21 protein-coding genes and 1 pseudogene are annotated in these 16,129 nt (G+C 43.6%); 5 read left to right on the forward strand and 17 right to left on the reverse strand.

Features of this window, described 5'->3' with window-relative positions; all coding sequences use genetic code 11:
• Positions 1 to 69 precede the first annotated feature (69 nt).
• On the reverse strand, positions 70 to 702 hold the full coding sequence (gene nth, locus JCM14374_RS07815; protein ID WP_054695704.1) for an endonuclease III: 633 nt from the start codon (positions 700 to 702) through the stop codon (positions 70 to 72).
• Between the two features lie 152 nt (positions 703 to 854).
• On the opposite strand from nth, the gene JCM14374_RS07820 reads away from it, so the two are divergent.
• On the forward strand, positions 855 to 1,745 hold the full coding sequence (locus JCM14374_RS07820) for a DMT family transporter (RefSeq protein WP_054695707.1): 891 nt from the start codon (positions 855 to 857) through the stop codon (positions 1,743 to 1,745).
• 78 nt (positions 1,746 to 1,823) lie between these two features.
• On the forward strand, positions 1,824 to 2,819 hold the full coding sequence (locus JCM14374_RS07825; RefSeq protein ID WP_054695710.1) for an MBL fold metallo-hydrolase: 996 nt from the start codon (positions 1,824 to 1,826) through the stop codon (positions 2,817 to 2,819).
• Here the strand turns inward: JCM14374_RS07825 and JCM14374_RS07830 are convergent.
• From JCM14374_RS07830 to JCM14374_RS07895, 13 genes and pseudogenes are all read right to left on the reverse strand, one after another.
• Positions 2,816 to 3,112, reverse strand: coding sequence for a DUF167 domain-containing protein (locus JCM14374_RS07830; protein ID WP_054695713.1), 297 nt, complete (start codon positions 3,110 to 3,112; stop codon positions 2,816 to 2,818). The two genes, JCM14374_RS07825 and JCM14374_RS07830, sit on opposite strands and share 4 nt — an antisense overlap.
• Positions 3,100 to 3,606, reverse strand: coding sequence for a DivIVA domain-containing protein (locus JCM14374_RS07835; protein WP_054695716.1), 507 nt, complete (start codon positions 3,604 to 3,606; stop codon positions 3,100 to 3,102). The genes JCM14374_RS07830 and JCM14374_RS07835 overlap by 13 nt, the downstream gene beginning before the upstream one ends.
• 40 nt (positions 3,607 to 3,646) lie before the next feature.
• Positions 3,647 to 5,559 (reverse strand): annotated as a pseudogene (locus JCM14374_RS07845) (peptidase U32 family protein).
• Positions 5,560 to 5,696: 137 nt separating this feature from the next.
• On the reverse strand, positions 5,697 to 5,960 hold the full coding sequence (locus tag JCM14374_RS07850) for a YggT family protein (RefSeq protein ID WP_054695725.1): 264 nt from the start codon (positions 5,958 to 5,960) through the stop codon (positions 5,697 to 5,699).
• 23 nt (positions 5,961 to 5,983) lie between these two features.
• On the reverse strand, positions 5,984 to 6,787 hold the full coding sequence (gene proC / locus JCM14374_RS07855) for a pyrroline-5-carboxylate reductase (protein ID WP_054695728.1): 804 nt from the start codon (positions 6,785 to 6,787) through the stop codon (positions 5,984 to 5,986).
• Complete coding sequence (locus JCM14374_RS07860) at positions 6,787 to 7,221, reverse strand: cell division protein SepF (protein ID WP_054695732.1); 435 nt, start codon at positions 7,219 to 7,221, stop codon at positions 6,787 to 6,789. The genes proC and JCM14374_RS07860 overlap by 1 nt, the downstream gene beginning before the upstream one ends.
• Positions 7,222 to 7,271: 50 nt before the next feature.
• Positions 7,272 to 7,955, reverse strand: coding sequence for a YggS family pyridoxal phosphate-dependent enzyme (locus JCM14374_RS07865; protein ID WP_054695735.1), 684 nt, complete (start codon positions 7,953 to 7,955; stop codon positions 7,272 to 7,274).
• Between the two features lie 127 nt (positions 7,956 to 8,082).
• The gene (locus JCM14374_RS07870) at positions 8,083 to 9,126 is read right to left on the reverse strand and encodes an ATP-binding protein (RefSeq protein WP_054695738.1); all 1,044 of its coding nucleotides are present in this window, start codon (positions 9,124 to 9,126) and stop codon (positions 8,083 to 8,085) included.
• Positions 9,127 to 9,151: 25 nt separating this feature from the next.
• Positions 9,152 to 9,862, reverse strand: a complete 711-nt coding sequence (locus JCM14374_RS07875; RefSeq protein ID WP_054695741.1) for a response regulator — start codon at positions 9,860 to 9,862, stop codon at positions 9,152 to 9,154.
• Positions 9,863 to 9,871: 9 nt separating this feature from the next.
• Complete coding sequence (locus JCM14374_RS07880) at positions 9,872 to 10,237, reverse strand: laccase domain-containing protein (protein ID WP_207641607.1); 366 nt, start codon at positions 10,235 to 10,237, stop codon at positions 9,872 to 9,874.
• Positions 10,188 to 10,688: a purine nucleoside phosphorylase YfiH/LACC1 family protein gene (locus JCM14374_RS07885; RefSeq protein WP_054695747.1), complete on the reverse strand. Its 501-nt coding sequence runs from the start codon at positions 10,686 to 10,688 to the stop codon at positions 10,188 to 10,190. The genes JCM14374_RS07880 and JCM14374_RS07885 overlap by 50 nt, the downstream gene beginning before the upstream one ends.
• Positions 10,689 to 10,839: 151 nt before the next feature.
• The gene (nrdR, locus tag JCM14374_RS07890) at positions 10,840 to 11,292 is read right to left on the reverse strand and encodes a transcriptional regulator NrdR (RefSeq protein ID WP_054695750.1); all 453 of its coding nucleotides are present in this window, start codon (positions 11,290 to 11,292) and stop codon (positions 10,840 to 10,842) included.
• A 94-nt stretch (positions 11,293 to 11,386) separates the two neighbouring features.
• Positions 11,387 to 11,677 (reverse strand): YlmC/YmxH family sporulation protein, encoded by a 291-nt coding sequence (locus JCM14374_RS07895; protein WP_054695752.1) that lies wholly within the window; start codon positions 11,675 to 11,677, stop codon positions 11,387 to 11,389.
• A gap of 261 nt (positions 11,678 to 11,938) precedes the next feature.
• Between JCM14374_RS07895 and JCM14374_RS15960 the strand changes: the two genes are divergently transcribed.
• The 3 genes from JCM14374_RS15960 to JCM14374_RS07910 all read left to right on the forward strand — a co-directional run bounded on the left by JCM14374_RS15960 (position 11,939) and on the right by JCM14374_RS07910 (position 13,790).
• Positions 11,939 to 12,733: a flagellar hook-basal body protein gene (locus tag JCM14374_RS15960; RefSeq protein WP_439646070.1), complete on the forward strand. Its 795-nt coding sequence runs from the start codon at positions 11,939 to 11,941 to the stop codon at positions 12,731 to 12,733.
• 79 nt (positions 12,734 to 12,812) lie between these two features.
• The gene (locus tag JCM14374_RS07905) at positions 12,813 to 13,247 is read left to right on the forward strand and encodes a rod-binding protein (RefSeq protein WP_054695755.1); all 435 of its coding nucleotides are present in this window, start codon (positions 12,813 to 12,815) and stop codon (positions 13,245 to 13,247) included.
• Positions 13,248 to 13,421: 174 nt separating this feature from the next.
• Complete coding sequence (locus JCM14374_RS07910) at positions 13,422 to 13,790, forward strand: GerW family sporulation protein (RefSeq protein WP_054695758.1); 369 nt, start codon at positions 13,422 to 13,424, stop codon at positions 13,788 to 13,790.
• 10 nt (positions 13,791 to 13,800) lie between these two features.
• Here the strand turns inward: JCM14374_RS07910 and JCM14374_RS07915 are convergent, their stop codons facing one another.
• From JCM14374_RS07915 to JCM14374_RS07925, 3 genes are all read right to left on the reverse strand, one after another.
• Entirely contained in the window at positions 13,801 to 14,793 is a 993-nt protein-coding gene (locus JCM14374_RS07915) for an anti-sigma-I factor RsgI family protein (protein WP_054695761.1), read from the reverse strand.
• A complete protein-coding gene (locus JCM14374_RS07920) occupies positions 14,793 to 15,500 on the reverse strand; it encodes a sigma factor (RefSeq protein ID WP_054695764.1) in 708 nt (235 codons plus the stop codon). The genes JCM14374_RS07915 and JCM14374_RS07920 overlap by 1 nt, the downstream gene beginning before the upstream one ends.
• A gap of 117 nt (positions 15,501 to 15,617) precedes the next feature.
• A partial coding sequence (locus JCM14374_RS07925; RefSeq protein WP_207641606.1) for a hypothetical protein occupies positions 15,618 to 16,129 on the reverse strand: 512 nt, incomplete at its 5' end.

Consider the following 16,129-nt stretch of genomic DNA (forward strand, 5'->3'; position numbering starts at 1 on the left):
CCCATACTATAATTCAGCAGCGATTTGGTTATTAATTATATGCGTTCAGAACAGGATTCCATCTATACTTCAATCCATGTTTTGTTCGCAAATATCGTTTAAAATACAAATCCCGCAATTTGGTTTACGGGCTTTGCAAACCTGCCGGCCGTGAGCTATTAAGAGGTGATGTGCCTTCCCCCATTGCGCTGGAGCGATTTGTTCTTTCAGAGCAGCCTCCGTATGAGCTGGATTGTGGTCGGATACCAGGCCCAGACGGTATGCTACCCGCTGCACGTGAGTGTCAACCCCCAATCCTGGTTTATCGAAACCTACGGTCATAATTACATTGGCGCTTTTTCTTCCCACTCCGGGCAGTTTTAATAAATCCTCAAAATTAGCCGGAACTTCGCCTTGATAATCCTCTGCCAGAACTGAAGCCATTTCCAGCAAATGGCGCGCCTTATTGCGGTATAAACCTACCCCACGTATCAATTCTTCTAATTCCTCCTGAGAGGCCTTAGCCATTTTATCTGGAGTTCCATACATCTTAAACAATTGTGGGGTTGCCTTATTGACCTGGTCATCATTGCTTTGCGCGGATAATACTACCGCTACCAGCAGTTCAAAGGTATTGGCAAAATTCAGCCTGGTGTCCGCGTCCGGATACTCTTCCTGCAGGTAAGATAATATTTTTTCGGTTCGGGTTGATTTTTTCTCCATGGTTAATATTGAACCACGATTGAATCTTTGGCACAAGCTCTGGAGGTGTTTGATTGAATTGTTATCATTGGCCACGGTAATAATAAGATGGGCATAAATAATGAGAGGTATTGCAATCTAGGGAGGTTTGTTTCTTCAGGGGCCGCAGGGAGGTGAATACCGTCAGCACCAGAACACGGGCCGAATTGGTTATGTTCGTAATTGCCTTTATATGGGGAGCAAGCTTTGTGATGGTAAAAGATGCTCTCTATGAAATCGGGCCTTTTCTATTTCTGGGCCTGCGTTTCCTGCTGGCTTTCATTATTCTGGCTGCTCTGGCCTGGCATAGTATGAAAATAATCCGAATTACAACGGTTTCCTATGGTTGTTTATTGGGAATATTTTTGTTGGCCGGCTATGTTTTTCAGACCGTAGGTTTAAAATATACGACTGCTTCCAATGCTGGTTTTATATCTGGTATTAACGTGGTATTAGTCCCGATAATATATACCATTTTCCAAAGAACCCTGCCGGAATTAAAAACCATACTTACAGTACTTGCTGCCCTGGCCGGGCTGTTCTTCTTATCATTCCCTTCTAACTCACTGCGTCTTTCATACGGAGACTTTCTGGTGCTCTTGTCCGCTTTCGGGTTCGCTTTTCATATCGTTTGTGTGGACCGGTTTTCTCATCACCACAATGCTGTGGCTATTACTGCTGTGCAGATTTTATTCGTGGGCATAATGTCTTTAATTGTTGGGTTAAGCAGCGAGCCATGGCCTGGTCATATCAGCGCCCGTCTGGGCGGAGACCTGCTGGTCACCTCTGTTTTCGCCACTTCTCTGGCATTTCTGATGCAAAATGCCCTGCAAAAATACAGCACCCCCACACGCTTTGCAATTGTTTTAACTACTGAGCCGGTTTTTGCGGCTGTAGTAGCCTATATCTGGGCAGGAGAATCATTTACTTACAGGGCGCTGGGTGGAGCCGCACTTATATTGGGATCTATGTTAATCTCCATATTGACCCGTAAACCAAAAGAACCCACGGTAGAACAGATTTAGCTCTGTTATTAACATAGTTGTTACTATATTACTCACTCAATATAACTCCATGTTATAATTTTTATGGGGGGAGTATACATGGAGATCAGAGATATATGGGGAAACGGCCATCTCATTCAGTTTAAGAACATATATATCATTAAGACCTTTATGCCTTTTCCGCTTAAAGAAACCAATGCTTTTTTAGCAGAGTCTCCAGATGGCTGGATTGTAATTGATTGCGGAGTCAATCTGGAAGTGAACCGGGAACAATGGAACCTTGCTCTTGCAGAGATTGGGATTAATTATAAAATGATTAAGGGCATCTATCTTACCCATTACCATCATGACCATCTAGGATTGGCGGGTTGGCTGCAACAAAAATGTGAAGTGCCGGTTTACCTGCCTCCTGAAGATTTCAACACCTACCACCGTTTTATAATCAGTGATGATTATTTTACCATGATTCGAAACGATTGTATTAGGGCTGGCTGGACTGACGATCTAATCCATGACCTTACTACAGATATGAACAGCATTGACAGCATGATCCGTCCTTATCCGCAATTAACCCCCTGGCAAAAAGATAATAATCTGCAGCTGGGCGAGGACAATTACCAGGTGATGCGACTTCCCGGTCATACCGATGGACATATCATTTTATTTAATGAAAAGGACGGTATTTTATTTACAGGCGATAATGTAGTTCCCCATACGATCCTGCATTTAAGCGACTGGCCCCACATGAAAATATATGACCCAATGACGGAACACATTAAGGTTCTGGACAACCTGGCCAGCCTGAAAATTCATTATTGTATCCCGGGACATGGCAAGCTATTTGAAAATTTTGCAGAACGTTTACACATTATTAAACAACATCATGAACGCCGCAAGGAAAAGGTCTTATCCGCACTTACTTCGCCGACTACAGCCTGGGGCCTGTCCAACCGGGCCTTTCCAGATAATCAGTATATACATATTAAGCGTCTTTTCCTGGCAGAGACTTTGGCTTACCTGCAGGCTCTTGTAACCGAAGGACAGGTGCATAAAGACGAATCCGGCAAGCAAATAGTATACTGGAGTGGTAATTAAGAAATGAGGTTTGAAATTATGTTAAGGAATGTATTCTTATCCATACCGTAAATCTCAAGCAGTTTGTGACGAGAGCTATCGCCTTTGAGGAGGGTAATATTTTTTTTCGGCAGCTTAAGTACATCAGCCAGAAAATCCAGCAGGGCGCGGTTGGCCTCCCCTTCCACTGGAGGCGCCGCTAATTTTATTTTTAAAGCCCCATCATGTTCCCCCACTACCTGATTGCGGGAAGCGCGCGGCTGAACCTTAACTTCAATTTTCAAAGTGTTGCCGGTTTCAGTTATTCTGAGCATTGCTCTCCCACTGTGGAGGCTTCTAGTTTCTCCATCAGTTCCTTAAGGTCTTTGCTAAAGAAAAAGGCCGAAAGTTCTTCCATTTTACGTTGGTTTTTTTCCACAATCTCCATCTGGCCGAGTAACTGTCCCTTTAAATCCGCACTGAAAACCCCCAATCTTTTGATTAAATCCTGGTATAAACTGAACACTTCAGCAATCCTTCTTTTAGATTCTTCCATTATTATGGCTGCTTCCCGGCGTGCATTGCTTTTAACATCTTCCGCGGTCTGCTGCGCCAGGATCAGGCTGTTATTCATAGTTTCCTCTAGTTTTCGATATTTCTGCAGTTCGTACTCCAGTCTCTGCATATTATCACGCAGAGTGGCATTTTCGCTGTATAATTTCTCGTAATCTTGGGCTACCTGGAGAAGAAAATTGTTCACTTCATTACTGTCATAGCCACGAAGCGATTTCCCGAACTGCTGGTTGCGAATCTCCACTGCCGTAATCACCACGTACCCTCCCCATTCTTAATTATAAATATCACTCGTATCAAATCCCTGCTTTGCTTTTGTGTATCCATGGCACTGCAGCCAAACCTTCCGGGGATAATCTAAGGAGGCGGTTAAAGTTATCTGCCTGGCCGCCTGTTGGGTTTTGAGCGTCCCGCAAGGCTTGCCGGTATATTTTGAAAACCTCTATAAGCTTTTCCGCAGGGTAGTATTGACACTCCAATCTGAAATGATTGATTCCATTTTGCAGCAATTCATTCAAATATGGAAGCAAACATAGATCATAAGGGTAGAAAATATAATTGCGGCACTTTTCATCTGTGAATATCTTATAGTTTTGAGCGAATTCATCCTGCAATTTATAATGATCGTTCAAGCATTTGCTTCCGCAGCTTTCCTGATCCTCCTCAGATAAAACCCGGGCCAGGCACAGGTCGGTTATCATACCGCACAGGGCCCATGAACCATCATTTCGAGTTCAACCGGGGATTGACAATTTAATATGTCTTTAATCCTGCCGGCATCCAGTTCCGGCGATATAGTCAGTCGTTTTAAGCCATTATTCAATAAAAAACCTGCGGCTGCGGTATTACTCAGGTTTAAGCCGTATCCTCCCCATATGTTATATCCATAGTCTCTGGCCAATTTTAAACTGCCATAATCATTAACCATTACAGCCAATACATTAATTCCTCTTATGTTCTCTAAAGCAATGCGAATATCTGGCAGATCGTTTTGGGCCACTATCCTGGGGAGTTCAACCACAAGTCCTGTATTAAGACCTTCCAGTTGCCGGGCAGCTTCTTGTATTCTGCCAAACGATTTCTGACCCTTTAACTGCCTGATCCCTTCCCATTCCATAATTACTGTTTCTAATTCCGGGCTTAGCAGTTCTGGTATAACACGGGGATCATGCAGTTTTACACTTAGCTGCCCCGATTTTTCTAATGTTATAGGGCGGTGCTCAAAATCATCTGTCTTAAGGCGTTCCAACCTCAGCGCAGTGCTAATGAAAACAGGTTCTCTTGCTCCACTTAGGCCTATAGCGTCTATCTCCGGTCTGCCATAAAGATTGCCGGTGCAAAAATCCCGTATTTTATTTTCTTCCAGGCGGCTGTGTGCTGCTAGAGCGCCTTCACCCTGTTTGTTAATGGCATTATCTAGCGCTTCGCGGTAGCAGGTTATGAGATGGGCAATATATTCGGCCCCGCGCATTCTTCCTTCAATTTTAAAGGATGCCACCCCTGCCTCAATCAAGTCCTGTATATGGTTGACCAGACAGAGGTCATTATGAGCAAGATAATACTTCATTTCTCCGGCGGGAATACCATTAGCTACGCTGTACGGCCAACGGCAGGGCTTTAAACAACGCCCCCGGTTACCGCTCTCTCCTGCCATAAAACTGCTCATGTAACACTGACCGGCATGGGACACACAGAGATCGCCATGCGCAAAATATTCTATACTGAGCCTGGTTGAATGATGAATATCTTTTATTTCTTGTAAAGAAAGATTTTTAGATAAAATAGCTCGGGAAAATCCCCATTCTTCAAGCAATGCAGCCGCTGCACCATTAGCTATGCCCATTTGAACACTGGCATGAATAGGTATCTGCAAGTTAAGCTCCTTATGCAGTTGAGCTATAGCCAGGTCTTGAATAATTACTGCATCCGCGCCAATATCATTAATGAATACCAGATAATCTTGCAGTTCTTCCAATTCTGCTTGATAGTAGAGATTATTGACCGTAATATAAAGTTTTTTGCTCCTTTGATGCAGGTATTCGCATGCATCGCGCAGTTCAGAATCGGAAAAATTATATTCCGGGCGCAGCATACGCATATTAAACCGTTTGCCGCCAAGATATACCGCATCAGCTCCAGCAGCTACCGCCGCAACCATTACATCCCATTTGCCGGCTGGCGCCAACAGTTCGATTTCTGCTTTGATCATTACTAAAACTCCCTGATTTTATATTGAAAAAAAAGCTCTGACCATAAAAAACTGCAAAATTAAACAAAAATATAAGGCGCAAAACGTGAGGTGTTATTATTTTACCTTAACCCCTCAGGCCTTACGCCTTATAAAGGCTAAAATCTGATGATACTGGCTGCAAGGCTCTGCACCGCCTGGATAATAAAAAATACCAGTATGGGTGAAAAATCAATCCCGCCAGCTGCAGGCACTATTCTTCGAAAAGGGGCCATAACCGGTTCAGTAACATCATAAATAAATTTAATCACCGGTTTATAGGGATCATGTCTGATAAAGGAAAGCAAACAACGCACAACGATGAGCCACTTCAGAATTTCCAGGGCCATATAGACAATTCCGCCAAAACTAAAAGATGCCATCGTTATTATCCTGCCTCCCAAATTTAGTCACGGCCTAGTTCTTTGGATTTTAACCAGGCTGCCTCAATGGCTGCAAAAAATGCTGTTCTTAAGCCATTATCCTCCAGCTTTCTGACAGCGGCGATGGTAGTTCCTCCTGGAGAGCATACATCCTCACGTAATTTTGCGGGATGAAAACCGGTCTCTTCTATCATAGCCAGGCTTCCCTGCATAGTTTGCAAAACCAATTCACGAGCCAGGTTAAGATCTAATCCCGTATAAACTGCCGCATTAATCATTGCTTCCACTACCATAAATACATACGCCGGACCGCTTCCAGAAACAGCAGTAACAGCATCCATATACTTCTCATCGACAAGTACGGCTTTGCCTATAGTATTAAAAATATCGAGAACTAAATCAGAGTCACTGGGTTTAGCAGCTTGACCACAACAAATCGCTGACATTCCTTTTCCAACTAATGCAGGCGTATTGGGCATAACCCTGACTACCTTCGCTCCCTGCAGCAAGATTTTTTCCATACTGGAAGTCTTTATGCCGGCAGCCACTGAAATCAACAGCTTGTCAAGCTGCCATGCGGCAGCAATGTCTCGCAAAAGGCATTCTACCTGATAAGGTTTTACCGCTACCAGAACTACATCGCTAACTTTTACCAGTTCCGGAGGATTGCAAACCCTGGCTCCAAAATCACGGGCAAATTGTTCAGAACTGCTTTTTTGAATGTCATAAAGGTTTATACTATCAAAAATCCCAGGGTGACGATTTAATCCGGTTAAAATAGCGCGCGCCATTTTGCCGCATCCTAATACCCCAAGACTGCGGCCCACTATTGTTCACCCCCGAGAAAACTGCTTTTGTTGTTGCGCCGCATCAGGCTGCGATGATCCCTGGCTACTTCAACATTACTGGGGGCAAATACATAAATGTGTTTCCCCAGTTGATGGCAGCTTCCCTCAAGGGCATAAGTAGTGCCGCTGATAAAGTCAAATATCCTGCGGGTAACTTCTGCATCCGTGTTCTCAAAATTAAGTATAACTTGTTTGCGAGCCTTGAGATGATCTCCCAGGGTCTGAACCTCTTCAAAGCTGACCGGTTCACAGACTACAACCTTGATTGACTTGCTTGTGTGCAGGCTAACCACACTGGCCCCCATTTTACGGCTGGATTCCTCCAAACCTTGTGGCAGAGATACCAGTTCCTCTCTTTCCACTTCTTCCGTCTCCAGTCCCAACCAGTTCCACACTCTGGCGAACCAGCCCATACAAGTATACCTCCTTGTCTATTCATTATAATATAAGACCCGCCGGTATTTTAGTTATCTCCACTAAAAATGGCGGTTCCCACACGCACTATTGTGGCCCCTTCTTCTATGGCAACTTCGTAATCCTGTGACATTCCCATTGAAAGATGCAGTAAATTAACGTTTTCATAGTCTTTGTTCAGAAACCTCTTTCTGAGCTGATACAATTCTCTAAATACAGGCCGGGTTTGTTCGGGATTATCAACCAGCGGCGCCATAGTCATCAGTCCCAAAACCTGCAAATATTTGAGCTGGGACACTGCATCCAGAAAAACTTCTACATCAATTGGCTTAAGTCCTGCTTTTTCTTCTTCACCCGCTATATTTACTTCTAATAAAACCGGGATTGTTTTGCCCAGATTCTGACCGCGTTTATTAATTTCTTCAGCCAAGTTCCAACGATCCAGTGAATGAATCATACAAGCCCGCCCTACAACATCCTTTACTTTGTTGGTTTGTAACCGTCCTATAAGATGCCATCGCAGATGCGGCAGAACCTCTATCTTCGCTTTTAGTGCCTGGGGACGATTTTCTCCGAAATCAGTTAATCCCAACAAACTGGCTTGTCTTACTTTTTCGCTGTCCACCGTTTTACTTACCGCCACCAGGGTAATGTCTTCAGGCTTACGCCCGCTGCGCACCGCGGCCTTTGCGATTCGGTTCTGCACACCTGCAATATTCTGCCGTAAATCCATCCCAAACTACCTCACAAACAACGATTCAACACCAATTTTCGCAGATTTTTCATGGTTTACTGTTTCCATGTGTGGTTAATGAACCTTCGGTGTCAACCATATTAGATCCGTTTGTCGGCATTTATTCCTATACCGCCAGGAAACTGACTCCGAAGGTCGATCCCTGTCCGACTTCACTTTCGACAAAAACCTCTCCCCCGTGCGATTCCACTATATGTTTGACTATGGATAACCCGAGGCCGGTTCCGCCCTGGTTGCGGGAACGAGCCTTATCTACCCGGTAGAAGCGTTCAAACACCCGCGGTAAACTTTCGGGAGGAATCCCCACACCTGTGTCGGTTATGGTAGTAATAACCCGGCTGTCTTTCTTACGGGAACGGACCATAATATTGCCGCCTGGCGGGGTATATTTTATAGCATTATCCAACAGATTAATGAGAACTTGTCCCAGTAAATCTTCATCAGCCAAAATCAGCGAGAGTTCATCGGGATAAACATATTCGACATGCAGTGATTTTTCGCTAATCTGCGGCCCCAGGATATTCATCACCCCGCGAATGGAGCGCACCAGGCAAACCGGTTGAGGACGAACTATTCTCTCCTTGGATTCGATAGCCGACAATGTCAGCAAGTCCTCAATTAAGCGGCTCAAACGGTCAGTTTCCGAATCTATTATACTGAGAAAACGTCGGCATATGGTGCTGTTCTCCATAGCTCCATCCAGAAGGGTCTCCACAAAGCCCTTAATAGATGTCAAGGGGGTACGCAATTCGTGGGATACATTGCCTACAAATTCAGAACGCATCTGTGCGAAATTACGGGCATCTGTAACATCGTGAAAGACGGCGATCGCACCGTCAATGATGTTGAATTCGTTCTTAATAGCCGATACATGTACCCTGTAAACCTGAGGAGAAGGATTGACAATGGTTTCAATAAATACTTCATTGCCACGTTCTAAAACCTCGCCTACCATATTGGCTATTTCGCTTTCATAGCCGAGTTCATTCAGCCTTTTACCGACTAATCCTCCCTCACGGACTAAAAATAGATTTTCCGCTGCTTTATTTGCCATTATTATCCGTCCTTGAATATCGCAAATCAAAACAGCATCTATCATGCTGGACATCATGGTTTGCATTTGTTGATAGTCCTGAGTGCCTGACAGCATTGTTAACCTCCTGGTCTATAGCCGGTTATTTTCCTTCTACAAAACGGTAGCCTACTCCGCGGACTGTTTCAATATAGTTGGGATAATTCGAATCATCCTTTAATTTCTGACGCAGGTGGCGAATATGCACATCGACTGTGCGGGTATCACCAGAAAACTCATAGCCCCATATCTTTTCCAGCAGAGTTTCACGGGTGAAAACTTTGCCCTGATGAGCAACCATAAGGCTTAACAGGTCAAATTCTTTGGGGGTTAATTCCAATTTATCTTCACCCATAAAAGCTTCATATTTTTCGGGTATCACAATAAGGTCCTTAACTACAAAACTTTTATTGCCCAGAGCCTTCTCTGCTTCAAGTATCTTCAAGGCGCGCAGGCGCGCTTTTACTCGGGCCACCATTTCACGGGGGCTGAACGGTTTTTTAATATAATCGTCCGCCCCCATCTCCAGACCCAGAACCGTATCAAATTCCTCACCTTTTGCCGTCAGCATTATTATGGGAATGGAACTGGTTGAGGATTCTTGTTTAAGGGTGCGGCAAACTTCCAGCCCGTCTATACTAGGCAGCATAATATCGAGGAGAATAAGATCCGGATATTCTGCCCGCACCATTTCCAGTGCGCTTACCCCGTCATAGGCAACCAGAACACGGTAACCTTCTTTCTCCAGATTAAATTTTACCAGCTCTACAATATAGGTTTCATCATCGACCACTAAAATCTTGGGATTGGGCATTGCAGCACCTCAATTCTCTATGCATATAAAAGCTCCCATCCTGCCGGTTATACCCTGGTCACGGCGATATGAATAGAAATCTCCGGGATGACAGGAGGTGCATAGATGGCAATCATAAATATTTTCTGTTCTTATACCCTTTTGCACCAACATGAGCTGGTTGGTTTTTTTTAAATCCCAGGTGCAATGATTTTCATTCTGGTTTATTATATCATCGAAATTACCAAATGTTTTATTTACCTGGCTTATTAAATCCCTGCTGATTTCAAAACAACAGGAGCCAATACCTGGGCCAATAAATACCTCCACCTTCTGCGGACAGCTGTCAAATGCCTGTATCATTGTCTCCAGGCAGGCGCAGGCTGTTCTTTGCATCGTACCCTTCCAGCCGCTGTGAGCCAGTCCTACAACTTTTTTTACCGGATCGAAAAAAAAATACAGGGATACAATCGGCATAAAATGTACCCAATACCAATCCAGGATTAGATGTTACCAGGGCATCACATTCCTTTACTGCGGTTTCCAATGAGACGGAACCGCAGCCGGTATATTCAGGTCCCACCACCATAACCCTATTGCCGTGTACCTGTTCACAACCTACCATTTTGTCAATACTGCTGTTGCATAGACCCAGGAAGCGGTTGCGATTCTCAAGCACTCGTGTTTTTTCATCTCCCACATGCAAAGCCAGGTTCAAGCTGTCATATGGCTTGTCACTTACCCCGCCCTGCCGGCTGCTGAACAAAGCTACTGCACCCTGTTCCCGCCAATGCGGAATAGTAATATATCTTAAACCCTGCTGTTCTTCCCATTGCCATTTCTGCAATTTATAAGCTCCCAATTTACCATAGTTTTTCAAAGATTTAATTTAGTGAAGACCGTTACTGGTATCTAAATAGAACCGTCATATCTTTATTATCACCGCAATACCCCTATTAATGGGCATAATGAACACTATGTGGTCCATCTGTGGTTAATCATTTACTCTTTAGTTGTTCAATAGTTTTGATAAAGCTGTTAATATCGGTGAACTGCCGGTAAACTGAAGCAAAACGCACATAAGCCACTTCATCCAGGCCTTGCAGCTCGTCCATCAGTTTTTCACCCACAATTTTGCTGCTGACCTCCCGGTCATATTTGTCCCGCAGGTCTCGTTCAATACGAGCGATAATGTTTTCGATTTCCTCCATTTTAACCGGTCTTTTTTCACAAGCCCTCATAATACCGTTTAACAGTTTATCACGGCTAAATTGTTCACGAATACCGCTTTTTTTAATAACCAGCAGCGGTCTTTCTTCAACGCGTTCATAGGTGGTGAATCGCCGCTTACAGCTATTGCACTCGCGGCGGCGCCGGATTATTGTGCCATCCTCACTGGAACGGCTGTCCACGACCCGGCTTTCAAATTCCAGGCAATACGGGCAGCGCATTAGCTTGTCCTCCCTATCTTGGCAGTGACAAATAAACCCTGGTCTTTTCCTTATTATGAACAATAGATGTCTGGTATTCAAGCCTGGAGAGGTTTTAGAAGTGCTCTCCGTCTAATAAATAATTACGGCGGTATTCATCCATTTCTTTAACTACGGGAACCTCCACCAAAATAACATCGCGGCCGATGCGCACAATTTTGTTCCAGGGTACGCTTACCTCTTCACGTTTGGCAAAAATACTAAAACCCTTCAGTTTCCCCGGAAGAACCAACCCCAATACCCGACCATTATCCAAATCAAGTTCAATATCAATTATATTGCCCAGTTTTTTACCATCGAGAATGTTTACCACATCTCTAGCCCGCAAATCCGAAATCTTAATCATATTTGTATTCCCCTCCTCGCAGCTGGAGCAGCTTTGTCTTAATAATATATGTATTATTAATAGGAAAGTTTACATTAAGGTATTTTGTACAAAATAATCAATTCGCTAAAGATATTTAGTGAATAAACGATATATTATATGATTAGCTATCTTGCGCAAGATATCTAAATTGGGCTGGACTCCTTTGGAGAGGCCCGGACGGCATGGACCGAATGAAATGCCGTTATGACATTTATAGTTTCTGAAGGAGGAACTGCTGTTATGATGAGGTCTCTCTATACTGCCAGTACGGGTATGTATGCCCAGCAACTCAATGTTGATACACTGGCCCACAACATGGCCAATGTAAACACCGCCGGTTTTAAAAAACAGCGACTTGAATTCCAGGATCTTCTTTATCAAACCATCAAACGCCCTGCATCCGGTCCTAACACTATGGAACCAGTAGGTCTGGAAGTCGGTTTAGGCGTAAAGCCCTCCGCTATTAACACGATTTTTAAACAGGGTAATCTCCAGCAAACTGAGAATCCGCTTGATGTAGCTATTCAAGGTGACGGATTCTTTAAAATAACTGTTGGTGATCAGACCATGTATACCCGCGACGGAGCTATAAAGATCGATGCCGCCGGTAATTTCACTACTGCTGACGGCAATCTTTATACTGGTGCTACACCAATAACCGCCGTCGGAGCTTATGATATTAACATAGCCAAAGATGGTACCATAACCTACAAAGTACCAGGTAATGATACCCCACAGGAAGCCGGTAAACTGGAAATAGCCAAATTTATGAATCCTGCCGGCCTGCAAAAAGTAGGTAAAAATCTCTACCAGCTACGCCCAATTCCGGCGATCCTGTCGACTGGGATTCAGCCGCGGATAATAAAACTTCAATTCAATCCGGGTACCTCGAAATGTCCAATGTGCAAATCGTTGAAGAAATGGTTACCCTTATTACCGCGCAACGAGCCTATGAGATTAATTCCAAAGTCATTCAGTCATCAGACGAAATGCTGCAAACAGCTACTAATCTTCGTCGGTAATAAGATAATATGACCATATTAATACAGATTAAATTGTTAATTCACAATTATTCCGAATAGTATTGCTTCATAAAGGGGATTATGATTAATAAATGAAGGTAGGTAATAATTTACCATTAACGTCCATAGACAGCCAGTCTCTGCTTTTGCCGCCTAACGAGAGCAGGCAGAAGGATTTTGCTGCTATATTACAGCAGCAGCTGCTGCAGAATAATGTGAAGAATCAAGAAGCAGGGGCAGCTGATAAAACAGAAGACTCACTGGAAACTACCAAGGCTGACAGAACTGAGCAGCAGCTGCGCGAGGCCAGCCAGGATTTGGAAGCTGTTTTTTTAAGTAAGATGTTTGAGGTAATGCGTTCAACTATCATCCACAGCGATTTAATCCCAAGAAGCTTTGCCGAAGAAACATTTGAATCCATGCTATACGATGAATACGCTAAAAACATCAGCAAAACTGGCAATCTAGGTATTGCTGACAGTATTTACCGACAGCTTTCAGGTAAAGAACTAAAAAATCAAAAGTAAGACTATTTACTTTAAGATACTTAAAAAAGCCCGTGATAGAAGCGTGCAAAAGCGCGTTGATCTAACGGGCTTTTAAAAATAGCTTATAAATTGGCATTTATAATGGATCTGTGCTATCTTTACATTGGTAAGAACAGCCAGTTTATTTGTAATTTCTGTACGGGAGCACAACCGATGGATCTCAACCAGGATATTGCGTCTATTTTTGAACAAATTAAAAATCTGTTTGATACCGAAACCGTGGTGGGCCAGCCTATTGAGATTGGGAATATCACTTTAATTCCCTTGATAAGCATTAGTTTCGGGTCCGCAAATGGTTCAGGGCGTTTGTCGCGTTTTAAAAAAGCCAACACCGGAGGCGGGGCTGGCGCGGTCGGCAAAATTACCCCTGCTGCCATCGTAGCTGTCAAAGATAACGAATTGAGCGTTTATTCATTAACCGGGAAAGGTTTACTTGATAAGCTTGATGATTTAATGCCATTAATATCAACCAGTTTAAACGCTGATAAAACAGTGTCTTCTTCGGCTTCAACACCTGAATAAATTATGTTTATTAGGGCGCCTTATTCCCTGCAGCATTGTCAATCAAATCTGCATTTTTGTTTTCCTGTTCTGTCTGCTTATTTCTATTTCTATTATCAACCGGAGCCGCTTTTTGCTGTATATTTTTTGATTCGGCATTTTGCTGCTGCCATTGCTGTAAAACCTGTTCCCGGTGATCTTGAATCGCTTCCCTGCGTTCCTGCCAGCGCTGTTCCAAGCGATTTTTAATTTCCTCATGGGTATCAAATTTATCGGGCCGCGGCAATACCGTCTGATTGGGAGCCGAGCTGTCGGCCAAGCCCTCTTGCGGTGTCTGGTTTGGCCATGACATATTTGGAGCAACAGGGTTTACCGGTTTTACCGGTCCTTTAAGTTTGCTGGCATCAATTTGGGTATTCTCTTGATTTGGGTTATTATTTTTCAACTTCAGTAAAATGCGTTTGTTATCCCTCGTAATCTGGAACTGGGCTTTCTTCTCCACAAAGCTTTCTTTATTCATCCTTCTGGTCATCTCGCGGTCAATACGATTGAGCAGCCGCTCTTCAATCTGCGGCTGGTCTTTATCCTTGGCAATTACCTCCACAGCCACCTCATCTTTTTGTCCGTCAGCAGTATTGCTGTTAGCCAGGGATTTATCCATCACCATACCCACCGCGGTTTCAATAGGTTTCCCTGCCAATCGCAAGCCTTCAATCGCTCTGGAGCTTTTTTCATTCCGGGGATTTACAGACACTACCCGATCCCAGCGGTTTACCCCCAGCTCTAGACCAGATTCCAGACGGGCATATGCTTTAACACTGAAAAAATCTATAACCCCAAACAGAACCAGTATAAAAATAGCAGCTATTGCACCGTAACGAAGGGAAGAATTTTCACGCAGGAGAAATTGTTGTCCTACCTCAATATGGCGATTGGTCTTAATTTTTTTATATTCTCCACCCGGTAGAAGCAGTATGGCCCATCCCGGTTTTGATTCAACAACTATGCCTTTCTTAACTGACATCAGATTCCCCTCCCTTCATTAATATAGCTGCCAATTACGCTAAAATCATGCATTAATACCAGGGTATGTGCGATTATATATTTACGATGACGTTCCAGGAGCTTTTCACTGCTGCCAAAACGCTGCTGCAGATCTTTTACGGGCAGGTTTTTTCTTGCCTGTAAGTATCGCAACAGTTCTTCGTCTCCGGCGATTAATCTCGCGATTTTATTGGCTTCACGGCGGGTTTTTGCCTGCTTAGGGCTCTGTTTCACCAGTTCTTGAAAATCTATATTATATACTTTCAGTAAAGCCTGTAATTGTTCAATTTCCTGTTGGCGGGCCAGTTCTTCAATAATGTTTTCACAGGTTGTATCGTCTATGGGGTGTTGATACCTCTCACTTGAAAGTGAAATAGAGACTATTTTGCGTTTTTCCTTGCGTTTTTGATCCATTATCCTGGTCCTGATTACCTGGCCTATAAAAGGAAGGATATTTCCCCGTGCCGGCTCATATTTTTCGAAAGCTTCCCATAAAGCAATCCTTGATGTACTGCTTTCTTCTGATCCTGTATCAAGATAATGACCGCAAACCCTTGAGGCGACTCTCATGCAGAATGGAAAAATCTCTTCATAGACATCATTTAGAGCATCAGCATCACCATTTTTGTACCTGTTCCAGGCTTTCAAGGCTAATTCTTCCATTACCTGAGGCCGGGATTTATTCACATTAATCCCTCCCAAAACAGCTAAGCGCATTATATCACAGGATAATGACCATAAGCCACAGGACGGCTTAATGCCGTCCCTGACAATACGCAATATCTTCACGAGGATGTCCTGGGATTACTGTTCTATCTCTGGAATCTGCTCATCATATACGGCTTCTCCCACAGCTGCAGGCGGAAGTACCTTTATCCATTTAATGCTGTTATCTTTGTTGCAAAATACTACTGCCTTGAGGCCTTCAACTTTTCCAGCCAGTAATTGCCCCAGGCGTCCTTTGAAGGAAATTACTGTATTTTTATCCGCCTTAAGAACAACTATTTTCCCAGCCTTCGTCTTAAAGGTGATTTCTAGTCCTGTTTCTATTTTTTTTACCGCTTGTATTGTTCCAGGTATGGCCGCTTGTTTTTTAATTTGTGCCTGGTCTTTCACCTGCAGCCTTGCTTTTATCTCCTGTTTTTTTCCCTTTGCGACCTTTTCAATCTGCTGTACTCTAAGCTGTTGTGAGATCTTGCTTTTTACTCCGGCAGACGGATTGGAATCCTTGTTATTTGCCATACCTGCCGCCGGGAGCATTAAAAGAATACTCATACCTAATACAATTGCAATCAATTTCTTTTTCATCGATAACC

Origin of the sequence: Syntrophomonas palmitatica JCM 14374 (genome assembly GCF_001311885.1) — a bacterium.
In the GTDB taxonomy this organism is placed as follows: domain Bacteria; phylum Bacillota; class Syntrophomonadia; order Syntrophomonadales; family Syntrophomonadaceae; genus Syntrophomonas_A; species Syntrophomonas_A palmitatica.

Coding starts and splice junctions, on each gene's coding strand:
- JCM14374_RS07865 (WP_054695735.1), bottom strand. CDS start 7,955: ATGGATTTACGGCAGAATATTGCAGGTGTGCAGAACCGAATCGCAAAG.
- JCM14374_RS07875 (WP_054695741.1), bottom strand. CDS start 9,862: ATGCCCAATCCCAAGATTTTAGTGGTCGATGATGAAACCTATATTGTA.
- JCM14374_RS07880 (WP_207641607.1), bottom strand. CDS start 10,237: ATGCAAAGAACAGCCTGCGCCTGCCTGGAGACAATGATACAGGCATTT.
- JCM14374_RS07825 (WP_054695710.1), top strand. CDS start 1,824: ATGGAGATCAGAGATATATGGGGAAACGGCCATCTCATTCAGTTTAAG.
- JCM14374_RS15960 (WP_439646070.1), top strand. CDS start 11,939: ATGATGAGGTCTCTCTATACTGCCAGTACGGGTATGTATGCCCAGCAA.
- nth (WP_054695704.1), bottom strand. CDS start 702: ATGGAGAAAAAATCAACCCGAACCGAAAAAATATTATCTTACCTGCAG.
- JCM14374_RS07895 (WP_054695752.1), bottom strand. CDS start 11,677: ATGATTAAGATTTCGGATTTGCGGGCTAGAGATGTGGTAAACATTCTC.
- JCM14374_RS07915 (WP_054695761.1), bottom strand. CDS start 14,793: ATGTCAGTTAAGAAAGGCATAGTTGTTGAATCAAAACCGGGATGGGCC.
- JCM14374_RS07870 (WP_054695738.1), bottom strand. CDS start 9,126: ATGCTGTCAGGCACTCAGGACTATCAACAAATGCAAACCATGATGTCC.
- JCM14374_RS07910 (WP_054695758.1), top strand. CDS start 13,422: ATGGATCTCAACCAGGATATTGCGTCTATTTTTGAACAAATTAAAAAT.
- JCM14374_RS07860 (WP_054695732.1), bottom strand. CDS start 7,221: ATGGGCTGGTTCGCCAGAGTGTGGAACTGGTTGGGACTGGAGACGGAA.
- nrdR (WP_054695750.1), bottom strand. CDS start 11,292: ATGCGCTGCCCGTATTGCCTGGAATTTGAAAGCCGGGTCGTGGACAGC.
- JCM14374_RS07830 (WP_054695713.1), bottom strand. CDS start 3,112: ATGCTCAGAATAACTGAAACCGGCAACACTTTGAAAATTGAAGTTAAG.
- JCM14374_RS07905 (WP_054695755.1), top strand. CDS start 12,813: ATGAAGGTAGGTAATAATTTACCATTAACGTCCATAGACAGCCAGTCT.
- JCM14374_RS07850 (WP_054695725.1), bottom strand. CDS start 5,960: ATGGCATCTTTTAGTTTTGGCGGAATTGTCTATATGGCCCTGGAAATT.